The sequence below is a fragment of the Alteromonas sp. 07-89-2 genome (assembly GCF_013113925.1).
In the GTDB taxonomy this organism is placed as follows: domain Bacteria; phylum Pseudomonadota; class Gammaproteobacteria; order Enterobacterales; family Alteromonadaceae; genus Alteromonas; species Alteromonas macleodii.
This window is the reverse complement of record NZ_VTYM01000009.1, coordinates 1-19,636: the sequence shown is the minus strand read 5'-3', so window position 1 is coordinate 19,636 and position 19,636 is coordinate 1. Positions and strand designations below refer to the sequence as shown.

Sequence of the window (19,636 nt, the reverse complement as noted above, 5' to 3'; positions counted from 1 at the left end):
ATATTACCACACAAATACGGGCAATATGTTTTTGTTACTCAAAAGTGAAAGTTCGTGTGATCAAACTCCGCCTGACCACACCTTTCAGTTTTGATGATTCTACCTTACTAAAATCCTAGTGCACGTGGTAGCGCTTCGCTGAACCATGCGACATACGTAACTAGCATAAGAACGACAAACATAGCCACATATAAAGGTATTAGCGGTCGAATGATGTTCTCAAGTTTAGTTTTGGCAATGGCACAGGTAATGAAAAGTACGGCGCCGACGGGCGGTGAGCACAATCCGATAGACAGGTTGAGCACGAGCATGATGCCGAATTGCAGTTCGCTCATTCCAAGTTCTAAGGCCACCGGCAAAAATATGGGCGTAAAAATAAGTACGGCAGGTGTCATATCCAAAAATGCACCAACTACGATAAGCAATAGGTTGATTAAGAGAAGAATAAGTAATGGGTTATCGCTTATCGACAACAGTGCGTTACTTAAGGTTTGCGGAATGTTCTCAAACGACAATAGCCAAGACATCGCCGTTGAGGCCGCGATAAGCAGCATTACAATTGCCGTCGTTTCTGCCGCCTTCAAGAAAATATCAGGTAGGGCTTTCGCATCCACTTCTTTATAAAACACCACAGCTAACAGCAATGAGTAAACCACCGCAATGGCACCAGCTTCGGTAGCGGTAAAAACGCCGCCCACAATGCCGCCAATCACTAAGAATATGAGGAATAGGGAAGGGAGTGCTGCGATAGTTTTTTCGACAACTACTTTAATAGGAAGCCGCGGCGATAGGGGGTATCCCTTCATTTTTGCGTAGATAAAGCACACCAGCATGAGCGCTAGACCCACCATAATGCCTGGAATATAGCCAGCCATAAAGAGGGCGGCGATGGATACGCCACCGCTAGCGATTGCGTATACAATTAAGATATTACTTGGCGGAATTAACATTCCCGTAGTTGATGCAGCGGCAGTGACCGCTGCGCTAAAATTCGGCTCGTAGCCAGCTTTCTTCATTTCGGGCAACATGAAGCTGCCAATAGCAGACGTAGTCGCTACTGCAGACCCTGAAATTGCACCAAACAGCATGCAGGAAACAACATTTACTAAGGCTAAACCACCGGGAAGGGCACCAATAAGCGCCATTGCACATTCAATTAATCGCTTGGCTATCCCGCCGCGTCCCATGATAAGGCCAGATAAAACAAAAAATGGGATTGCCAAGAGCGCAAAGCTATTAAGACCACCTGCCATACGCTGGGCAATAGTAATGGTAGCCGGAGCAATGTCCATGCTCATTACCATAGCAAGCAGCGTGGCTACACCAATGCTGATTGAAATGGGAACATTTAAAAGAAGGAGTACAAAAAAGGTGACGACTAAGATAATACCGGTCAGTTCCATTACGCTGACTCCTTATTGTTGTTTCGCCAAAGTGCAGTAATGTTAACCAGTGCATAGGCAATGATAAGGCCTCCAGATAAGGGAAGCACGCTATAGATAAAGCCCATTTTTACACCTAGCGCCGCTGAGATTTGCTCTAGCTCTAATGTAAGAGACACTAGTTCAGCACCGCCGTAAACCATCACCAATACACAGAAGATAATGACAATGACTTCAACGCAGGTAAGTAGAAGGCGTTTCACTTTACGAGACTGACGCTCAACAATTAAGTTGAACCCCAAATGCGCGTTTTGGCGATAGGCGTAGGCCGCACCTAAGATGCCAATCCAAATAAGTATGAACCTAGACAACTCTTCGGTGACCGAAGCGGGGTCTTTAAGTACGTAACGTGAGACCACTTGCCAAATTACGGTAAGTAAAATACTTACCATGGCAATAATAAGGGTGCCGGCTAAGGCTTTATCGATGAGGCGTATTATTGTCATTGTTACATCGCTTTTATTTGCGTAATTAAGTCGCCAATTGGCGTGTCTTCAAAGCTCTTATGAAAAGGCTTTACCGCTTCGACGAAAGGCGCTTTATCAGGCGTAATAACTGTGACGCCTTCGGCTTTTACCTTTTCTAAAGAGGCTTGCGTAGATGTTTTCCAAAGTTCGCGTTGGTATTCAACAGAGTCTTCCATTGCTTTGGTTAGCCACGTTTGCTGCTGTTCATTCAAACTTTCCCATACCGGCAGCGATGCCAGCATGACGTCTGGAACACTGGTATGCTCGTCAAGACTGTAGTAACGGGCAATTTCATAATGACGTGAAAGGTAGTAGCTGGGCGGGTTATTCTCTGCGCCGTCTACAACGCCTTGCTGAAGCGCAGTGTACAGTTCTCCCCAGGCAACGGGGGTTGCAGCTCCTCCGAGTGCGCGAACTGTTGCTACTGCAGTAGGGCTGTTCAATACGCGAATTTTGAGCCCGTTCAGATCGCTTGGTGTTTCTATTGGTTTGTCGTTGGTGTAAAAACTGCGGCTTCCCGCATCGTAATAGCCGAGACCTTTAAGTCGAAAGTCTTCAACACCAGATAGCAACTCATCGCCTAAATCGCTGTTTAATACACGCCAGAAGTGTTCGTTATCGCGGAAAATGTAGGGAATGCTAAAAATCTTCATTTCGGGAGCAAACCCTTCCAAAGGACTTGCCGACACCTTAGTCATGGCGAGTGAGCCAATCTGCAGCAGTTCTACCATCTCCCTCTCGGTTCCCAGCTGGCTGCTCGGGTAAATAACCACACTCATTGTACCGTCAGAATAGTAATCTAGGCGCTCTCCAAGATATTCCATTGCTTTATGTACTGAGTGTTGAGTGTCCAGCGTATGCCCCAAGCGCAATACGGTGACTTCGCCTTGCAGTTCATTTTGCGAACACGCCGAGGTTAGCAACAGGGCCGTGGCTGACAGTGTGAGTTTTATATACCGCAACATAATCATTACACCTAATTAGAGCAGGGCTGCTTAACGCAACTGTGAAGGCGGAAACTTATCCATATCATCGTAATCCAGGTTTTCACCTGCCATTCCCCAGATAAATGCATAGCTTCCAGTACCTACACCACAATGAATGGACCAAGGTGGCGATACCACGGCTTCTTCATTCGCTACAAAAATATGGCGAGTTTCGTGAGGTTCGCCCATGAAGTGACATACGCGACTTTCGCTATCCATATCAAAGTAAAAGTACACTTCATTGCGTCGGTCATGTTGATGAGCTGGCATGGTGTTCCAGACAGAGCCTGTATGCAGACGCGTTAGGCCCATTTGAAGCTGACAAGTATCGACAACAGTATTGATAAGTAACTGTTTGATATCACGCTTGTTGGAGGTTTCCTGGCTGCCTAAGTGAAGGATGTTTGCATCTGTGCTGCCTATTTTCTTGCAGGGATAGGCGTGGTGAGCCGGCGCCGAGTTTAAGTAATATTTGGCAGGATTGGACGCATTGTCCGACTCAAAAATGACTTCTTCATTGCCTTGTCCGATGTACAAGGCCTCTTCATTATCTAGGTGATAAGTGGTGCCTGAAACAGTAATGGTTCCAGGCCCGCCGATATTAATTACACCGACTTCGCGACGGGCGGTAAAGAACGGCATCTTTAACTGATCTTCAATGGTTTCTAGCGTTAGCGCTGACGTTGTCGGTACGGCACTTCCAAGCATAAAGCGTTCGTAGTGGGTGTATATCCACACGACTTCACCTTGTGTCATTAGGGCGTCGACTAAAAACGCGTCACGCAATTCTTGCGTGTTGTAAGCATTGGCCTCTTTACGACCGATAGCATATCGGGTGTCTATTTTCTTGCTCATGTCTTTTCTATCGCTCATGGCTGTATCCCCCATTCGTGAATTAACGTGCTAGAAAGCCGCCGTCGACGGCAAGGATATGGCCGTTTACGTAATTGCTTGCTGCGCTAGCAAGAAATACCGCCGCACCTGCTAAATCATCACTTTCCCCCCAGCGATTAGCTGGAATGCGGGCACAAATTTCAGCACTGCGCGTTTCATCATCTTGCAGTGCTTGGGTGTTATCGGTTTTGATGTAACCTGGCGCAATTGCGTTCACCTGCACATTATATTGGCCCCATTCGTTTGCTAGCGCTTTCGTAAGACCCGCGATGGCGTGTTTACTCGCTGTGTAGGCAGGAACGGTGATGCCACCTGTATAACTTAACATTGATGCAATATTGATGATTTTGCCTTGTCCCCGTTCTACCATCGTCTTGCCAATAGTTTGGCTAAGTAGGAAAGCTGAATCGATGTTGACAGCAAGCACGTTTTTCCACTCGTCAAAAGGAAAGTCGGTTGCTGGTGCTCTGAAAATAGTGCCGCCGTTATTCAGCAGGATGTCGATGTGTCCTTTAATGCTTAACGCATCTTCAGCAAGTTTAACTACCGCGTCGGCATCAGCGAGGTCGGCATCTAATGCCATGGCTTGACCACCTTCACTTTGAATTTTACGTAGTGTCTCGTCACATCCACCTGGTCGAGAACTGGCGCAGATGACGAAGGCGCCAGAAGTGGCGAGTGCTAAAGCAAGCGCTTGGCCTATACCTCGACTTGCTCCGGTCACTAATGCGGTTTTACCTTCTAGGCTAAAGTTGACCATGTAATTTACCTTTCACTAAATGGTTCATGGGTATGACGAATTTTATCGACATACTAAATTGAAAAATCTCGTTAACAAAATTTAAAATAATTGCCACCGGTGGCATTTGTCAATATATTGTTTATAAATATCGTTAATTAGTTAAATGCGTTAACAACCGATGGAGAGCATAAAAGTGATGAAATTTAGTAAGATAGGTCTAATTTTGGTGCCATTATTGGCAAGTTGCTCACAAGGGGATATAAATTCGGCTTTGTCTGTTAAGGTGAAAAATTCGGCAGACGGTGGTAGTGGCGATCAAATTTTTGAAGTATCTCTGCCCCCGCAATATTCGGGGTGGAAGTTAAAGCAATATCCGTCAGAATGGATTGAGAATAGCGAAGGGCAAGCGGTGTTACTAGGTGCAGCATCCATTGCGCCAGGAAGTAGTGCGTCATTGGAACTTAGGCCACCTGAGCAAGCTACGAATGTTAACCTCCAAGACCGGGCGCACGCTGAACTTTCCGTAAGAACAGGAGGAGAATGGCAAGACGCAGTATATAGCGCTGAGGGTTTTTCTTTTGAAGAAGTTACTTCATTCACATCGCCTCCGCAATTGACCGATCATTCTTACTTTTTGCGTTACGAAGGACCAGGCTGGGAGTCAGATCAAATGGGCTATCGCCTTTATCTTGATTGGCGTAACGCTATTGATGTCTTTGTTAAAGCGAACGACAGTGTAGTATTACCTGAGGTGGGGCAAGACGGCTACGATAGCTATCATAATTTATCTTCGTGGGGTGGAGACGCGCTTAAAGTTGGTAGATCGTTGGGCGTGGGTGCGCTAGGTCGATTAACAGAACAAGAAACCCAAGACTCCTCAACGCAGACAGTTATGCACTTTCAGCATGTAGAGAATACGCAATACCAATTAGTCTCGAATTCTCAGTTGCGGGCTGAGTTCGAGGTTGGCTACGAAGGGTGGTCATCGTCTGATGCGAAAGCGGACAGCATCGACGTTACCACGCACTATCGAATTGATGCGTTTGACCCCACAACCCACATCAGCGTTTTTGTATCAGAGCCATCGGATAATATTGTCGCAGGTTTAGTGGCGCATGATGGAATGCAGGTGATTAAAGCCGAGCGTGGAGAGTGGGGCGTTGTAGCGACTTGGGGAACGCAAAGTATCTTGGCAGATAATGACAACTTAGGATTAGCCGTTGTTTATCGATTAGATCAGGTCGAAAAGGTATTCGAGGGTGAACATGACCACCTTGTATTGTTCAAACCTTTAACCGCTTTAGATTATAAAATTCTCGCGGTTTGGCCTAAGCGCAGCAGTGATGTACAAACTGCAAAGCAGTTCGAAGATTATCTGGTTAATAAATTAAAGATGTATAATCATCCTCTTACCGTCTTAAACTAAGTATTACTTAGCGACCAGGCTAGCGGGCTGTAGCGAAATGCGTAGCCCGTTAGCTTATATTATGTCTTTCTCTAATTGCCTTCTTCAACTACCCACTTTTTCCATTTTAGCCCATCCAACTTTCAAGCAGTTATGTGCTGTTGTGTTCACGGGCACAAAGCTCTGACCAGTATTGTGAAACAAATAATTCATAAACTGACTGAGTGGTTTAGGTTTTCTTGATTGAGTATTCAATAATCCCAATGATTACAGCGCCTTCGTAAATCTTCGCATTTGTTTTATTCGTTTTTTCATACCCTTGTGTCAATAAAGCTTCATTTTGGTGTCAATTCACTGTCACCGGAATGTCACAAATGTCCTCCAGACTTTCGCCCGCTAAGACCGTTTACTGAGGTGAGTCTTCTGCTTACCTCCACTCAACATCGAAAACAAGTATAAGCAAGGAACTATAATGAAAAGCGAAACTCTTCGTGGAATTAAGTATTCAGCGATAGCACTGGCTGTAACACTAGGGATGACTGCCTGTTCACTGGAAGGTGACGATGGCGAAGACGGTGTACAAGGCCCTGTAGGTGAGCAAGGCCCAGTAGGAGATCAAGGCCCGGTGGGCGATCAAGGTCCTCAAGGTGATAGTGCAGGTACGCTAACACGTATCGCTACGGTTCCACTTGGTGCAGAAGTGACCGGTATATTCTTAACAGACGAAGGCGATTTATTTTTTAACGTTCAGCACCCGTCTGGCACTAATGCGGCGACAACCAGTGTAAATGCAATGCCTATCAACACCGGTACAGTGGGCGTGCTTGCAGGTGCTAACTTCAACAATCTGCCAGTAACATTACCAAATTCACCTGTACCAAGCTCAGATGAAGAAAAAGAGCTGGTGGTTTCTGCCATTGGTCAATATCAAGTACTCGGACAAACGGGCGACACTTTCGGTACTGACCTACCAGAAGGCTTAGGTCACATCTACACGTTGGATGGCGAAGAGTTGGTTCTTGAAAATGACATGCCTGATTTTAACGGCTTCATATCAACCGCCGAAGGCGAAGGTTACCTTTTCTCGAACTGGGAAGAGCTTCCTGGCGGTATGAGCCGCATGAAAGTTGAAAAAGACGAGTTTGGTATGTGGGAAGTAACTGAAGCCATGATGCTGGATTTCTCGCCAGTGTGGGGAACGGCGGCAAACTGCTTTGGTTCAATGTCACCTTGGGGTACACCGCTTACTTCAGAAGAGTGGGTGGTTGATTCGGCGGTGGATACGACAACATCACCAAGCTGGAATAACCCAGAGGCCGTTTCTACAGATGCGCGCTTAGGTCGTATGTGGCAAATGACGGCGCCAGATGCGCCAAACCCTTACAACTATGGCTACATTGCGGAAGTAACAGAGCCGTTGGCTGATGAGCCGGTTATTGTTAAGCATTTTGCCATGGGCCGGTACGAGCATGAGAACTCAACGGTCATGCCTGACGGTAAAACGGTTTACCTTTCTCAAGATGATACGGGTGGCGTACTGTTTAAGTTTGTCGCAGACACAGCTGAAGACTTATCGGCAGGTACACTTTACGGCGCTAAGCTCACTCAGGATGCAGGTCAGAATGATCCTGCGACAACTGGTTTTGCGGTTGAATGGGTGGAATTAGCTAGCGGTGATAACCTGACTATTCGCGCGTGGATTGATGAATACAATGGTATTGGTACCGACGATTACGTGGATGGACAAAGCTCTTACATTACTATGGCCGACGTTCAAGCATGGGCTGATGGCGATGCGACCTATCCAACGGTAGAGGAAGGTGGCTCTAGCGTAACAGCAGGACAGCCAATGGATAACCGCGTAGCGTTCTTAGAGAGTCGTGCAGCGGCCCGTCTTAAAGGGGCTACCGCAGAGTGGAGAAAACTGGAAGGTATCTCAATCAACCAGAAACGCGCAAAAGAAGCGGTTGAAGGTGTAGATACTATCGAAGGTGAAGTGGTACAGAATGCATACCTTTACATCGGCATCGCTGATATCGACAACACAATGATTGACGGTGAAGGCGATATGCAGCTTTCTGCCCGCGTTAAAGACTGTGGTGGCGTTTATCGTGCCAAGCTTGAAGAAGGCTATAACATCTCTCGTATTGAACCTGTAGTGATGGGCGGTACGTACCGTTCAAGCCTAACTGGCGCCGAGCGTTGTGACGTTGAACAGCTTTCTCAACCAGATAACGTAGTGGTGATGAACGACGGCCGTATTCTTATCGGTGAAGACGGTTTCCAAGAAAACAATACGCTGTGGATGTATGAGCCAGCAGATAAGTAAGTTTTCTTTTTAATTTAAAAATACTCCGGGCACTTATGTGCCCGGATTTTTCCGTTGTGACGATTATGAAAATGTTAAAAATAACTTCAGGTGTAAGCATTCTGCTTTCACTACTTATCAGTGTAGGATGCACTGATAACACGGGTACTGACGTGAACAATCAGTCAAACTATGAGCAAAACTCAACAAGCTTTACAGTTGACACACAACTGCCTACTTCTACTCACGAAAAGACCGACAGCACCCACGCTTATCCTTATCAAGAAGGCGATGCTATTCCCGCTCTGGCATATATTGAACACGATGAAGTGTATAACCCTGAATCGGTTATTCCTCCCCAGTGTTACACCAAAACAGAAGGTGTTAACAACCCATGTTATGCATGCCACCAAAGTTACGATTCAATGGAAAAGCGTCCTAATCAAATGGGCGATGGTACGTTACAGGGCAACTACGAATTTTCTGACGTAGGGTTAACAAACAGCTGGAAAAACCTGTTTATTGACCGTACATCACTAATTGCGGGCATTGATGATGCCACGATTAAAAAATATATAGCGCAAGACAACTATACCGCTTCGCTTAACAATGACGCCATGCCAGACTACATGCGTATTGAAAATTTGAGCGCCGCTGATAAAGCCTTTGATAGCGACGGTTTTGCTAAAGATGGCAGCGGGTGGGTATCATACAACTACAAACCTTTCCCGAGCACTTTCTGGCCGACCAACGGGTCGACGGGCGATGCCATGATCCGACTTCCGGAAAACTTTCAAACGCTAAGTGGCGACTACAACAAAGCTATTTACACATTGAACCTAAGCCTAGTTGAAATGGCACTTAAAGAGCTAGACACATTAACTGTAGCGCCGGTTAATGAGGTGGAACTGAATATTGACATTAATCAAGACGGCAAGCTGTCAGAATCCGTAACTGAAGTTGCTCGTTCGTCGCATTACGTTGGCGACGCAAGCGATGTTCCGCTAGCGCACATGCTTTACCCCGAAGGTACAGAATTCTTACATACCGTGCGCTACATTGGCGTGGATGAAAACGGGAATATTTATAACGCGCCGCGTATGAAGGAAGTGCGCTACATGAAAAAGCATATGTTCAGAAGCAGAGAAAGCTTAGCATCTGCCTATTATGCGGAAGCAAAAGATAAGCATTTTGAAAAGCTGCCCCAAACCCGCTACCTAGGTGAAAAAGGGATAGACAACGGCTTTGGCTGGACAATTAATGGCTTCATTGAAAATGAGCAGGGCGAACTTCGTGCACAGCACGATCAAGAGCTTGCGTTTTGTAACGGCTGTCACAAAACAGTAGGGTCAACCTTCGACCAAACATTTTCATTTGCACGGAAAGTTCCCGGACAAGCAGGGTGGGGCTATATAGACCTGCGTGAAATTGAAGATGTGCCAAATATTAACGAGGAAAAAGGCGAGTTCCTTACTTATATGGAGCGCGTGGGCGGTGGCGATGAGTTCCGTCAGAACGGAGAAATGCTGGCCAAATGGTTTGATGAAAAAGGCATGGTCAAGGTGGAAGCAGTGCAACGTGCCAAGTCAGTGTACGACATCATTACTTCTTCACCAGAGCGCGCGTATGCGTTAAACAAAGCGTATTTGACCATAGTGAAAGAGCAAAGCTATTTGTTCGGTCGCGACGCAACGCTGACTAAGGCGACTAACGTGTTAAGCACTATTGATGCCGAACAGCCACCGCTTAAGCCTGAACATCGTTTCAAGTGGGATATGCGACTTAACTGGCAACAAGAAAAGCCAAGCGCCATTGCAGAAGCTCGGTAGCGCTTGTTTATTTAGAAGATAACGCTCGCGGCTAGATGTTAGCCGCGGGTAAAATTTCAAACTGAATCGGTTTGTAACGGAAGTTATTTGACTCGCCCGCTGAACACGCGGTTAACCCTACGATTAGATCCATCTTTGCTTCAAATATTGTGTAATCACCGGCATTAGACTTAGGAGGAAGAACAGATATTTTACCCTTGGCGTCTACCTCCACATTCATAAAGGTATTGAATGTGGTACAAACGTGATGCTCTGGGATGTCAAACTCTGAAAAAGCCGCGACTAAATTGCCGTGGCACCCAGGTACTGGCTCTTCATTGGGATAAAAATGCTTAAACGTGTCAACACTGCAAGGAGTCAAAAGAAAGTCATGGTCTTCTACAGTGTCTTCAATAATTTCGAACATCACGTTACTTTGATTAGAGTATAGCAAGCTGCCTTTTTTGAATTGGATGCTTTCATTGTAATCTAAACTTCGTCCTGAAGAGATAAACTCATTTTTATCGTGTTCATTGAACGCATAGAGGTCGGCCACTTGTTCACCTTCTGGATCAATAACTTTAAGTCTTTCCCCTTTTTTCATAGTAAATGCAGTGCCGCTTCTTGGCTGTATAGTTTGTAACATTATGTGACTTGTCCCTTTTATTTAGGTTTAGTGCTTAATCCGCTTGAACGGGCATTCCCAGTTTTCGGAATGTTTTACACCACTATATTGATATACCTCTGAGCTATCACCATGGTTTGCGAGTAGCTCATTTTTACTTCCGCAGTACGCGGTATCTCGTTTACGAATGTGGTCTTTGAATGCTTCAAAACGCTTCTGCTTTCTCAACATGTCAAATTGCTCGTGTAAATTAAACACGATGGCAGGGTAGGGAAATCGACGGCTTTTTCTTGATGCATTCGGATGCAGTCCAACTACAAAGAAACCCTTTCCGCCTAAACTCAAGCTAAACTGAGCGTTATGAGGGTCACTTGATACTTTACTATCCCAAGGTTTTAAACAGGCGTCAATCTCGTGTAAACGCTGCAATTTTTCCCATAAAACCCGATCAAATTCAGTTTCGCTTATCGTATCTGGAAGCTCAAAAGTTGCGACCAAAGAGGAGTACATGTCCCGTTCAAGATCAAACGACTCTACAAATTGGTGAATTGACGCCAACATATCTGTCTCATTGAGAGGACAGCGAATATCGTCGTATTGATTTACATGAATTTGGCTTTTATTGAGGGCTGTTTTGGCTCCGACGCAGGGGAAATCGGCTTCCCCTACAAACGACAAAAAGCGCTCGGTTAGATTCGGTTTCATTAAAGACATTCCATATCTCCCTGAAAGCGTTTTATGCGGTCGTGCTTAAAAGGTCAGAGCCTTTCTCCGGCGAATGAAAAGACGTAAATTCAACATTGTTTTGGGCGTTGGTTACCGTTAATTGCTCAACCGGCGCGTCCGCCTTGTCTTCCTCTACCTGCTGGGGGAGGTGCTTGATCTTAATGCCGTTTTGCTTGAAGTCAGCATTAATAAAACCTTGGTCTGCATACGCGTTCAATACATTGACACATGGGTAAAATCCCCATTTCGAGTGAAAACGCTGTGCATTATGAACAAAGTCTAAAAGGTGATTTATCGGGCATTGATAATTAGGGCGGTGTGGTGCAAATGTGCGCGTGGGCAATTGCTCTAACGAAAACCCTAATGCTCTACAGTTAGTGAAAAAATCTTCGTCGTTTAGTCCGAAACCCGCGTAGCCTTCATCGAAGCCGCCGGTTTTATGAAAGTCTGCCTTACGAATAAAAAACACTGTAGAACAAATACTATCGTCATTAAACTTTCCATGATTAATTTCCTGATCTCTTGAAGGTATTTCGTTATTGTCGTCTTCGGTTAACGTGTCGTCATTACTTGCTAAATAACCGATTTCTTTTTCATCTTTTGAAATTTGTCGGTAGGGCTTGCAACAGTGCTCATTGGGTAAAAACACCACTGATGTGATCACTACGGTGTTGTCACGAAGCGCAAGCAAGCCATCTCTAAAAAGCGATGGGGCAATAACTGCGTCTACGTTTAGGTAAACTAAATTCGCGTGCTTGGCCGCTGACATACCCTTGTTGCGCGCTTTCGCTATCGGAAGCGCATCTTGAGTCACAAACTTGTGAACAATGTCGAATTTGTCACTGCGTACGAGTGACAAATCAGAAGGAGGTGCCATCCAAACAATGACTAGCTCATCTGGCGTTGGAGAGCATTGCTCTAACTGAGTTATCAAATTGGTCAGCTTCTCAGTTCTGCTCTTAACAATAGTTACTGCACTTATCGGTGAACGCATACTCTTCCTCCCTTTCTAATTTGTTGAACCTGTAATAACGACGACATGAAATGTTGAACGTTATACTTTCGTACAAGCAAAGAGTGTTCCTTTTTTTGTAAATTATTGATTGTTAGATAAAAGAATTGTTATCAAGTTATGTTTTTGAAAATTTTTAGCAATGGTTGAGCGCCAAAACAAGCAAGAGGTGCAAAGGGAGAGAAAAATTTACAAACGAATGTATCGAGGCTAATAGCAGTTTTTTATATTAATTTTTGGTGGTTTGTTCTTATTTGCAGTTTAACATGACGCTTCTTTTCATAAGTCTTGTTTTTACTGTGCATCTAGCGCGTAATTGCTTTGCCGTTCCCACATATTTTGATATGCTTGGTTAGTAGGTTAAACATTACAATTCAATAGTTTAAATATTCCTACAAATATTGCTTAACACGTTTTCTTTCGAGTAGAACTAATCTCATATTATTGGTTTTTACTCACTCAGAGAGTAGGTAAATCTTCAGCCTTACTTGTAACGTATTAATTTCTGTATTTCGTATTTTTTCTGGTGGACAAAGGCTGTGGAATCACAATCGTTTGTATTCATTCGACACTATGACAAACAATCATTAAAGGTGGTTGATGTTATATCTGGTATCTCACCAAATGCTATGCGCAGAGTATTTGGCGGCTGGATATTTTTCGCTGCTGTTGTCGGCGTTATTGTAAGTGTAGCACCAGATTTGAGCGCTCAATTTATCGGTTTAACGCTTTTCGTTCTTGTTGCTTTTACACTCGTAATGTTTGGACAGAGCAGAATAACGGAAGGCTGGCCAGCTATAATTTGTGACAACAACTACATCGGCGTGGTGAGAGATCCTGTTAAGAGAGAGTATATTTGTGTGAACTCTGCTCTGGTCAAAGAAGCTAACCCCACATTAATAAAACCCAATAAAAAAGCGGTTGAGATTGTGTTAGATAGCGAACAACTATCGGCAGAAGATCATGAGGTGCTTAACCAAGCGGTTTGGCCTCGGGATAACAAGCTAATAGGGCTGGCCCACTTTAAAAAGCGTGAGGAGGCGTGTGATAGCCTCATGTGGTGTGTCAAACACCGTAGCTTTCATTAAAGTTAAAGTCTTGAATATTAATCTTTGTCCGTGATTAGCGCTAGTTCAGTATAAAGCGGGTAGTGGTCTGAGCCTATGCTTTCAAGCTTCTCTATATTGACCAATGCAAAGTGTTCCGAGTGAAATACGTGGTCTAACGGCCATTTCACTAAAGGATATTTCGCGTGAAATGTATTGAAAAAACCGCGCCCCTCTCGTGGGTCTAAAAGTCCGCTTATTTTCTTGAACTTTCTGGTAGTAGGTGACCAAGCTACATCGTTAAGATCGCCAGCGACGACAATAGGGCCCTCTGTTTCAGCTATTTCTTCCCCCACAACATTAAGTTCTACGTCTCTGGGCTTTGCATACGTGTTTTCTGTTGGGCTTGGTGGTTTTGGATGAAGAAAATATAGCGTGACATCTTGTCCGTGGTGATTGATTTTAACTTTCATAGACGGCACATCTTCTTCTATTAGAAATCGCAATGAGACCTCTTCAAAGGGAAGCTTACTATAAAGATGCATACCGTAGAGGTTTTCGAGTGGGCAAAATTTACGATACGGGTATTCAGATTCAATTTCACTGATGCCTTTCTGCCACTTCTCATTAGATTCCAACGTTACGAGAAAATCAGGTTGCTTATTACGTACATGTTCAATGAGCTTGCGAAAATCGTCATTAGGCATATACACATTGCTTGATAAAACACTTAGCTTTTGGCTCGCACTCTCAACCTCGACGTGCCTAACTTCTCTTTTATACAGAGGGGTATAAGGAATGATCCAGATAACCTGATAAATAAGGCTAACTGTTAATCCAGCGACAATAATTACTGCTAGGCTATCTATCTGTGCGTAATAGGTTGATTCAAAAATATGCCCAGCAATTAGCAAAGAAATGATAGCTGCTATTTGTAGTCGCGGAAATTCCCACACTCTTACTAACCAATGAGAAGAAGGAAGCAAAGGGGCCCAGCTTACGGCTATAAATAAGACTGAAACAGCAGTAAGTGCAGTATCCATGTCTAGTTGGTCCTTGAGTTAAATTAACGAAAAACACTCCACCTGTTGCTTCTGTCTGCAAGATTAAATTAATGGCAGCTAGTGAAGCGATACGAATCGTTATAACTACGGCTGCTTTGTGAAATAAGTTTAACCTAGGTATCACTGCAACAAGGTGGCGGGCAACGGCGAAGAGTTATTTCCTAGTACAATTAAGAGGTGCTTTCTTAAGTGACGTTGACGAGTTTTGGGCATTAACAGAGTTAAGTAAAAAGTTCTCAAACAAAGGCAAAGTTTGCAAAACAAAAAATACTTAACTAGCCCTGGAACTGAATATTTATCATATAAAACAATATCTTATTTTGTTGGCAAGGAATTGGCATGACTATCTACGAGTTTCGACAAAGGAGAAATGTTATGAAACGTTCACTTATTTCTATGATTGTTGCTACAACTTTGACTACAGCTGCATATGCAGGTGACATGGACACAGACAGCACAAGTAATAAATGGGAGAAAGGTGCCAAAGACGCATGGATTGATGGCAAAGCAGAAGCAACGCTGTTGTTCAATGGTAACCTTGATTCATTCGACATTAATACTGACGTTAAAAACGGTAATGTCGTTCTTACTGGTAAGGTTGAGAACTCTGTTGATAAAAAGCTAGCGGAAGAGCTTGATCTGCTTTAATCAAACAGGACACTTTAATAATGGAATATAATCCAATTATTGAGGTGTTAAATGACAAAACGAACAAACAGAAGTTACACGGCTGAATTTAAACAAGAAGCTGTCAAATTGGTAACCGAGCAAGGCTACAGCGTACCAAAAGCAGCAGCGTCTTTAGGTATCACAGATAAGTTACTTTATCACTGGAAAGCTAAATTCGAGGCTGAGCAATCTGGAGCCAGTTTAAATGCGGATGAACGAGCAGAGCTGCTAAAACTACGTAAGGAAAATAAAGAGCTAAGGATGGAAAAAGAGATTTTAAAAAAGGCCAGCGCCCTCCTGCTAAAGGAAACCAAGTAACGTTTAAAACGATTAAGCAGTTATCTTCGGCATTTCCCGTAGTTAAGCTCTGTAAAGTGATGAAAGTAAGCCGTAGTGCTTATTACGCTTGGCTCAAACGGCCAGTCAAAATCATCACAGCAGAGCAACTGAACTTATATCGAATGGCAAAGCACTTCTTCGAGAAAAGCAGAAATAGCTTAGGTTATCGGGAGCTTAGAAAGAAGTTACGCAGAGAGGGCTTTAACGTCAGTGATTATGGCGTTCAGAAGTTAATGGCAACACTTGGCTTAGTTGTGACTCAACGAGTGGCATACAAGGTGACAACCAAACGCAAACACAGTGATGCTGTTGCTGATAACCTGTTGAACCAGAACTTTAACCCTGTTGCACCAAATCAGGTCTGGGCTGGTGATGTGACTTACTTAAGAACAGGTGAAGGCTGGATGTACTTAGCCATTGTTATGGACTTATATTCACGCCGCATCGTTGGTTGGCATATCGACAAACGAATGACGACTGACTTAGTAAGCAAAGCTATGATGAAGGCTTATAACTTGCGCCAACCGCCTAAAGGCTTAGTGTTTCACTCGGATAGAGGCTCACAATACACCAGTAAGCATTATCGTAAATTGCTAGCCAATTTCGGTATAAGAGCGAGCATGGGTGATGTTGGTGCTTGTTGGGATAATGCGGTAGTTGAAAGGTTCTTCGGCAGCTTAAAACATGATTGGCTATTGAAAATACCACAACCAACTCGTGAACATATGAGAAATGATGTAACTGCGTATATGCGCTATTACAACTTAGAGCGACTTCATACCGCTAATGGTGATCTGTCGCCAATAGAATATGAGCAAAGTTCCTTAAGAAAAGTGTCCTGATTTAGTTGCGCAGAACAGTCTTTTTCTTCACAATAAAGGCGCACATAGGGCTTGCCCATACGATTAGTGACACGCCAGTCAACATTTCTTATATCGTCTCCTGGGCGATAATCTCTTAACTCGGAGAAGTCCAAACCTCTTCCCCTAATGGTAGAGCGTTTACGACCCATTAATTTACTTTTTAATGGTTGATTAGATAAAAAGCTAAAGCCATGAGCGTCGTGTTTTAAACGCATAAGTTGTTTTAGCGTTATTTGTATGCGTTCATCAATTGCTTTAACTGTTTTCATTGGCTTGGTTTATACGACAGCGACTTGCTTAATTATTTCGTTAATAACATCGTCAGAAGTTATTCCGTCAGCTTGCGCTTCATAACTTAGGTTTATTCGATGTCTGAGGACGTCACAAACTACTTGTCTAACATCATCGGGATCTACATAGTCTTTTTCATTTAAGAATGCTTGTGCTCGTGAACACCTGTCTAAAATGATACTAGCGCGAGGACTAGCGCCAACTGCTATCCAGTTTTTTAAATTGCTATTTGGGTAGCGTTCTGGTTTACGAGTCGCCATCACTATTGCGACAATGTACTTTTCTACCGCTTCACTCATGTGTATGTTTAATACTTGTTGACGAGCATCAAAAACAACACTTTGTTGTATTTTGATAGGCGCTTGTTGTTTGTTACCTTCTTCTGAGCGCACTAAACGAATTATTGATAATTCTTGTTCATCATCAGGGTAGTCGATTTGAATTTTTAGCGCGAAACGATCGATTTGTGCTTCAGGAAGAGGGTAGGTACCTTCTTGCTCTATTGGATTCTGTGTGGCCAATACCATAAATAGATCAGGTAATTGATAGCTTTTCCCCATCACAGTAACTTGTCTTTCTTCCATTGCTTCAAGCAATGCCGCTTGTACTTTTGCAGGAGCTCTATTGATTTCGTCGGCTAGAACTAATTGATTGAATATAGGCCCTTCTTTAAAGGAGAGATCAGTTTTACCATCGATATCTTGGAACATTTCTGTGCCTGTAACGTCTGATGGTAACAAGTCGGGCGTAAATTGAATACGCCCCAACTTAGCTTCAAGCACTTTAGCCAAGGTGCGAATAGAGCGGGTTTTAGCGGTACCAGGTAATCCTTCAAGCAGTACGTTGCCGTTGGTCAGCAATGCAATTATTAAGGCATTAACGAGCTTTTCTTGCCCTAAAATTGACTGGTTTACTTCTGACTGAAGCGCTTTAATTTGAGCTAATATGTTTTCGGCCATATTTATTCTTTATTGGTAATGGTGTTATTAGTTTATTTGTAATGCCAAAAGTGTGTATAAATACATGGTTTTTAATGAATTACATAACTAAGCTTTTATTTTAGTGTAGAACGAAAAAGCAAGAGCTGTATTAACTCTTGCTTTTTTTTTTGTGATTTTTATTTATATGTCACGTTTTCCCAAATTTTCATTTTTTCAACAACCGTTGAAAAGGTAAAGTCGGCTGGTGCTTGTGATGGCGGGAATTCTTTAAATGTTTGTAAGAATTTTATTACTTCTGTTGCCGCAGGAGCAACAGTAAATAAGTGATCTACCGACCATCTATCATAGCCTCCCGCATTTATTGGTGCTTCTTCATATGGATCTTGGCGTAAATTTAAAATTAAAGGTAGACGGCGTGCCACTAAAGGACAAGCCCATACTTCCCAACCCTTACATTTTTGCTCTAAGAATAATAATTTCCAGTCGCCCATTCTAATTGCAGCAACTTTGCCGCCATCGGTTGCATAAATAAAGTTTTTACGAGGCCAGTTTGTATTATCGTCAGCAGTAGTATTTTTACCTTCAATTAGTTGTGGCAATATGTTGTAACCGTCTAAATGAATTTTATATTGACGACCGTTAAATATTGCCCCTTTCTTTAACTGTTCTTTAATATTTGTATTACCTACCGCAGCCATAACCGTTGGTAACCAGTCATTATGAGCGGTTAGTTCGTTAACTATCTGACCTGATTTTATTTTATTTGGCCAACGAACCATGGCAGGTGCTCTAAAGCCACCTTCCCAAGTGGTATTTTTTTCGCCACGGAAGCGCACTGTGCCCCCATCAGGCCAAGAAAACTTTTCTGCGCCATTATCCGTTGTGTAAATAACGATTGTATTGCCACTGATGCCTAGCTCATCGAGCTTATCGAGTAATTGTCCTACGTGACGATCATGCTCTACCAAGCCGTCGCCATATAGGCCGCCACGTTTAGAGATACCTTTAACATCATCTTTTAAATGTGTCCAAATATGCATTCGAGTTGCATTAAACCATGCAAAAAATGGCTTTTTAGCTTTGTGCGCTTTTTCCATAAACTTTATGGTGGCTGCTAAAAACTCTTCGTCGGCTGTTTCCATACGCTTTTTGGTTAATGGACCTGAGTCTTCAATACGTCCATCAGCAAATGAATGAATAACGCCGCGAGGGCTAAAACGCTTCTTCATTTCCGCAGTCATGAATCGGTTATAGTCTTCATGTTCAGGCTCTTCTTCGGCATTTAAGTGATACAGGTTGCCATAAAATTCGTCAAAACCATGGTTTGTAGGTAAATGACTGTCTTGATCGCCAAAATGATTTTTACCAAACTGGGCGGTCATGTAACCTAGAGGCTTTAATAAACCTGCTAATGTAACATCATCTTCACGAGCGCCTTCTTTAGCACCAGGTAAGCCAACTTTGGTTAAGCCTGTACGCATTGGATGTTGGCCATGAATAAATGCAGAGCGACCAGCAGTACAAGAGTTTTCTGCGTAGTAATCAGTAAATATTGCGCCTTCTTTAGCAATACGGTCAATATTTGGTGTCCAGTGACCTGCTTGTCCCATGGTATAGGCGCTTAAGTTATCCATGCCTATATCATCTCCCCATATCGCTAATACATTAGGGCGTGAAGGATCTTCTGTTGCATGTACAGGAGTCGTTAAACAGAGTAACAAAGCACTGCTAGCAAGTATTTTTAATGATGTAATAATTTTCAAAATAATTGTCCGTTAATAGAGCAAAAGTTTATTCAATAGTTTGAATATGCTTGTTTTTATGAATTTTATTTAAACTACATTTATAATATTTCTATCAAGCTAAAAAGCGTATTAATAGCCGATTAAAACTATCCTAGTTTTTAGCTATAGATGTTTTGATTAGGGCATGCTGGTCTTAACAAGCAAAAAAATGGTCTGTGCGGGCTATATCTAGTAAACATAAAATCTGTCTCTTATACACATCT

The 19,636-nt window shown here is 43.3% G+C and carries 17 protein-coding genes and 1 pseudogene; 6 read left to right on the top strand and 12 right to left on the bottom strand.

Going from position 1 to position 19,636, the window contains the following annotated elements; translation table 11 throughout:
- Positions 1 to 107: 107 nt before the first annotated feature.
- Genes F0261_RS07840 through kduD form a run of 5 tightly spaced genes read right to left on the bottom strand, consistent with a single transcriptional unit; the run spans position 108 to position 4,549 of the window.
- On the bottom strand, positions 108 to 1,403 hold the full coding sequence (locus F0261_RS07840; RefSeq protein WP_049589019.1) for a TRAP transporter large permease: 1,296 nt from the start codon (positions 1,401 to 1,403) through the stop codon (positions 108 to 110).
- Positions 1,403 to 1,888, bottom strand: a complete 486-nt coding sequence (locus F0261_RS07835; RefSeq protein WP_014949872.1) for a TRAP transporter small permease — start codon at positions 1,886 to 1,888, stop codon at positions 1,403 to 1,405. The genes F0261_RS07840 and F0261_RS07835 overlap by 1 nt, the downstream gene beginning before the upstream one ends.
- 2 nt (positions 1,889 to 1,890) lie before the next feature.
- Entirely contained in the window at positions 1,891 to 2,874 is a 984-nt protein-coding gene (locus tag F0261_RS07830) for a TRAP transporter substrate-binding protein (protein WP_014976833.1), read from the bottom strand.
- A 30-nt stretch (positions 2,875 to 2,904) separates the two neighbouring features.
- Positions 2,905 to 3,750: a 5-dehydro-4-deoxy-D-glucuronate isomerase gene (gene kduI, locus F0261_RS07825; RefSeq protein WP_049589026.1), complete on the bottom strand. Its 846-nt coding sequence runs from the start codon at positions 3,748 to 3,750 to the stop codon at positions 2,905 to 2,907.
- A gap of 40 nt (positions 3,751 to 3,790) precedes the next feature.
- The gene (gene kduD / locus F0261_RS07820) at positions 3,791 to 4,549 is read right to left on the bottom strand and encodes a 2-dehydro-3-deoxy-D-gluconate 5-dehydrogenase KduD (protein WP_014976831.1); all 759 of its coding nucleotides are present in this window, start codon (positions 4,547 to 4,549) and stop codon (positions 3,791 to 3,793) included.
- 178 nt (positions 4,550 to 4,727) lie between these two features.
- Here kduD and F0261_RS07815 point away from each other — a divergent pair, with 178 nt between their 5' ends.
- The 3 genes from F0261_RS07815 to F0261_RS07805 all read left to right on the top strand — a co-directional run bounded on the left by F0261_RS07815 (position 4,728) and on the right by F0261_RS07805 (position 10,073).
- Complete coding sequence (locus F0261_RS07815; RefSeq protein WP_049589020.1) at positions 4,728 to 5,957, top strand: DUF4861 family protein; 1,230 nt, start codon at positions 4,728 to 4,730, stop codon at positions 5,955 to 5,957.
- A 451-nt stretch (positions 5,958 to 6,408) separates the two neighbouring features.
- Positions 6,409 to 8,265, top strand: coding sequence for an alkaline phosphatase PhoX (locus tag F0261_RS07810; RefSeq protein WP_014949867.1), 1,857 nt, complete (start codon positions 6,409 to 6,411; stop codon positions 8,263 to 8,265).
- Positions 8,266 to 8,330: 65 nt separating this feature from the next.
- Complete coding sequence (locus F0261_RS07805; RefSeq protein WP_171337609.1) at positions 8,331 to 10,073, top strand: hypothetical protein; 1,743 nt, start codon at positions 8,331 to 8,333, stop codon at positions 10,071 to 10,073.
- A 31-nt stretch (positions 10,074 to 10,104) separates the two neighbouring features.
- Here F0261_RS07805 and F0261_RS07800 read toward each other — a convergent pair whose 3' ends face one another.
- From F0261_RS07800 to F0261_RS07790, 3 genes are read right to left on the bottom strand one after another with little or no spacing between them, the layout of a single operon-like run.
- Positions 10,105 to 10,698, bottom strand: a complete 594-nt coding sequence (locus F0261_RS07800) for a DUF1989 domain-containing protein (protein WP_014976827.1) — start codon at positions 10,696 to 10,698, stop codon at positions 10,105 to 10,107.
- Positions 10,699 to 10,725: 27 nt separating this feature from the next.
- Complete coding sequence (gntA, locus tag F0261_RS07795) at positions 10,726 to 11,391, bottom strand: guanitoxin biosynthesis heme-dependent pre-guanitoxin N-hydroxylase GntA (protein ID WP_061095321.1); 666 nt, start codon at positions 11,389 to 11,391, stop codon at positions 10,726 to 10,728.
- Positions 11,392 to 11,413: 22 nt separating this feature from the next.
- Complete coding sequence (locus tag F0261_RS07790; protein WP_171337608.1) at positions 11,414 to 12,397, bottom strand: glycosyltransferase family 2 protein; 984 nt, start codon at positions 12,395 to 12,397, stop codon at positions 11,414 to 11,416.
- A gap of 557 nt (positions 12,398 to 12,954) precedes the next feature.
- Between F0261_RS07790 and F0261_RS07785 the strand changes: the two genes are divergently transcribed.
- Positions 12,955 to 13,503 (top strand): hypothetical protein, encoded by a 549-nt coding sequence (locus F0261_RS07785; RefSeq protein WP_171337607.1) that lies wholly within the window; start codon positions 12,955 to 12,957, stop codon positions 13,501 to 13,503.
- Between the two features lie 17 nt (positions 13,504 to 13,520).
- On the opposite strand, the gene F0261_RS07780 is transcribed toward F0261_RS07785, so the two are convergent.
- The gene (locus tag F0261_RS07780; protein ID WP_039216569.1) at positions 13,521 to 14,504 is read right to left on the bottom strand and encodes an endonuclease/exonuclease/phosphatase family protein; all 984 of its coding nucleotides are present in this window, start codon (positions 14,502 to 14,504) and stop codon (positions 13,521 to 13,523) included.
- A 396-nt stretch (positions 14,505 to 14,900) separates the two neighbouring features.
- Between F0261_RS07780 and F0261_RS07775 the strand changes: the two are divergent.
- Together F0261_RS07775 and F0261_RS07770 are read left to right on the top strand one after the other, a co-directional pair.
- A pseudogene (locus F0261_RS07775) lies at positions 14,901 to 15,161 on the top strand (BON domain-containing protein); the annotation flags it as partial.
- 63 nt (positions 15,162 to 15,224) lie between these two features.
- Positions 15,225 to 16,375, top strand: a protein-coding gene (locus tag F0261_RS07770) for an IS3 family transposase (protein ID WP_085929704.1) whose coding sequence is annotated in 2 segments (ribosomal slippage) — positions 15,225 to 15,501 and positions 15,501 to 16,375 — 1,152 coding nt in all. Because the reading frame shifts where the segments join, the coding sequence is not laid out codon by codon here.
- Here the strand turns inward: F0261_RS07770 and F0261_RS19920 are convergent.
- The 3 genes from F0261_RS19920 to F0261_RS07755 all read right to left on the bottom strand — a co-directional run bounded on the left by F0261_RS19920 (position 16,309) and on the right by F0261_RS07755 (position 19,394).
- Positions 16,309 to 16,545 carry a DUF58 domain-containing protein gene (locus tag F0261_RS19920; protein ID WP_253819311.1) on the bottom strand — a complete coding sequence of 79 codons (237 nt, stop codon included), beginning with the start codon at positions 16,543 to 16,545 and terminating at the stop codon, positions 16,309 to 16,311. The two genes, F0261_RS07770 and F0261_RS19920, sit on opposite strands and share 67 nt — an antisense overlap.
- Positions 16,546 to 16,674: 129 nt before the next feature.
- Positions 16,675 to 17,646 (bottom strand): MoxR family ATPase, encoded by a 972-nt coding sequence (locus F0261_RS07760; RefSeq protein ID WP_008305436.1) that lies wholly within the window; start codon positions 17,644 to 17,646, stop codon positions 16,675 to 16,677.
- A gap of 158 nt (positions 17,647 to 17,804) precedes the next feature.
- Positions 17,805 to 19,394, bottom strand: a complete 1,590-nt coding sequence (locus tag F0261_RS07755) for an arylsulfatase (protein ID WP_041702934.1) — start codon at positions 19,392 to 19,394, stop codon at positions 17,805 to 17,807.
- Positions 19,395 to 19,636: the final 242 nt, after the last annotated feature.

Bases quoted from the DNA above. Each gene is read 5' to 3' on its own strand.
- F0261_RS07840 (WP_049589019.1), bottom strand. From the start codon at position 1,403: ATGGAACTGACCGGTATTATCTTAGTCGTCACCTTTTTTGTACTCCTT.
- F0261_RS07835 (WP_014949872.1), bottom strand. From the start codon at position 1,888: ATGACAATAATACGCCTCATCGATAAAGCCTTAGCCGGCACCCTTATT.
- F0261_RS07830 (WP_014976833.1), bottom strand. From the start codon at position 2,874: ATGTTGCGGTATATAAAACTCACACTGTCAGCCACGGCCCTGTTGCTA.
- kduI (WP_049589026.1), bottom strand. From the start codon at position 3,750: ATGAGCAAGAAAATAGACACCCGATATGCTATCGGTCGTAAAGAGGCC.
- kduD (WP_014976831.1), bottom strand. From the start codon at position 4,549: ATGGTCAACTTTAGCCTAGAAGGTAAAACCGCATTAGTGACCGGAGCA.
- F0261_RS07815 (WP_049589020.1), top strand. From the start codon at position 4,728: ATGAAATTTAGTAAGATAGGTCTAATTTTGGTGCCATTATTGGCAAGT.
- F0261_RS07810 (WP_014949867.1), top strand. From the start codon at position 6,409: ATGAAAAGCGAAACTCTTCGTGGAATTAAGTATTCAGCGATAGCACTG.
- F0261_RS07805 (WP_171337609.1), top strand. From the start codon at position 8,331: ATGAAAATGTTAAAAATAACTTCAGGTGTAAGCATTCTGCTTTCACTA.
- F0261_RS07800 (WP_014976827.1), bottom strand. From the start codon at position 10,698: ATGTTACAAACTATACAGCCAAGAAGCGGCACTGCATTTACTATGAAA.
- gntA (WP_061095321.1), bottom strand. From the start codon at position 11,391: ATGTCTTTAATGAAACCGAATCTAACCGAGCGCTTTTTGTCGTTTGTA.
- F0261_RS07790 (WP_171337608.1), bottom strand. From the start codon at position 12,397: ATGCGTTCACCGATAAGTGCAGTAACTATTGTTAAGAGCAGAACTGAG.
- F0261_RS07780 (WP_039216569.1), bottom strand. From the start codon at position 14,504: ATGGATACTGCACTTACTGCTGTTTCAGTCTTATTTATAGCCGTAAGC.
- F0261_RS19920 (WP_253819311.1), bottom strand. From the start codon at position 16,545: ATGGGTCGTAAACGCTCTACCATTAGGGGAAGAGGTTTGGACTTCTCC.
- F0261_RS07760 (WP_008305436.1), bottom strand. From the start codon at position 17,646: ATGGCCGAAAACATATTAGCTCAAATTAAAGCGCTTCAGTCAGAAGTA.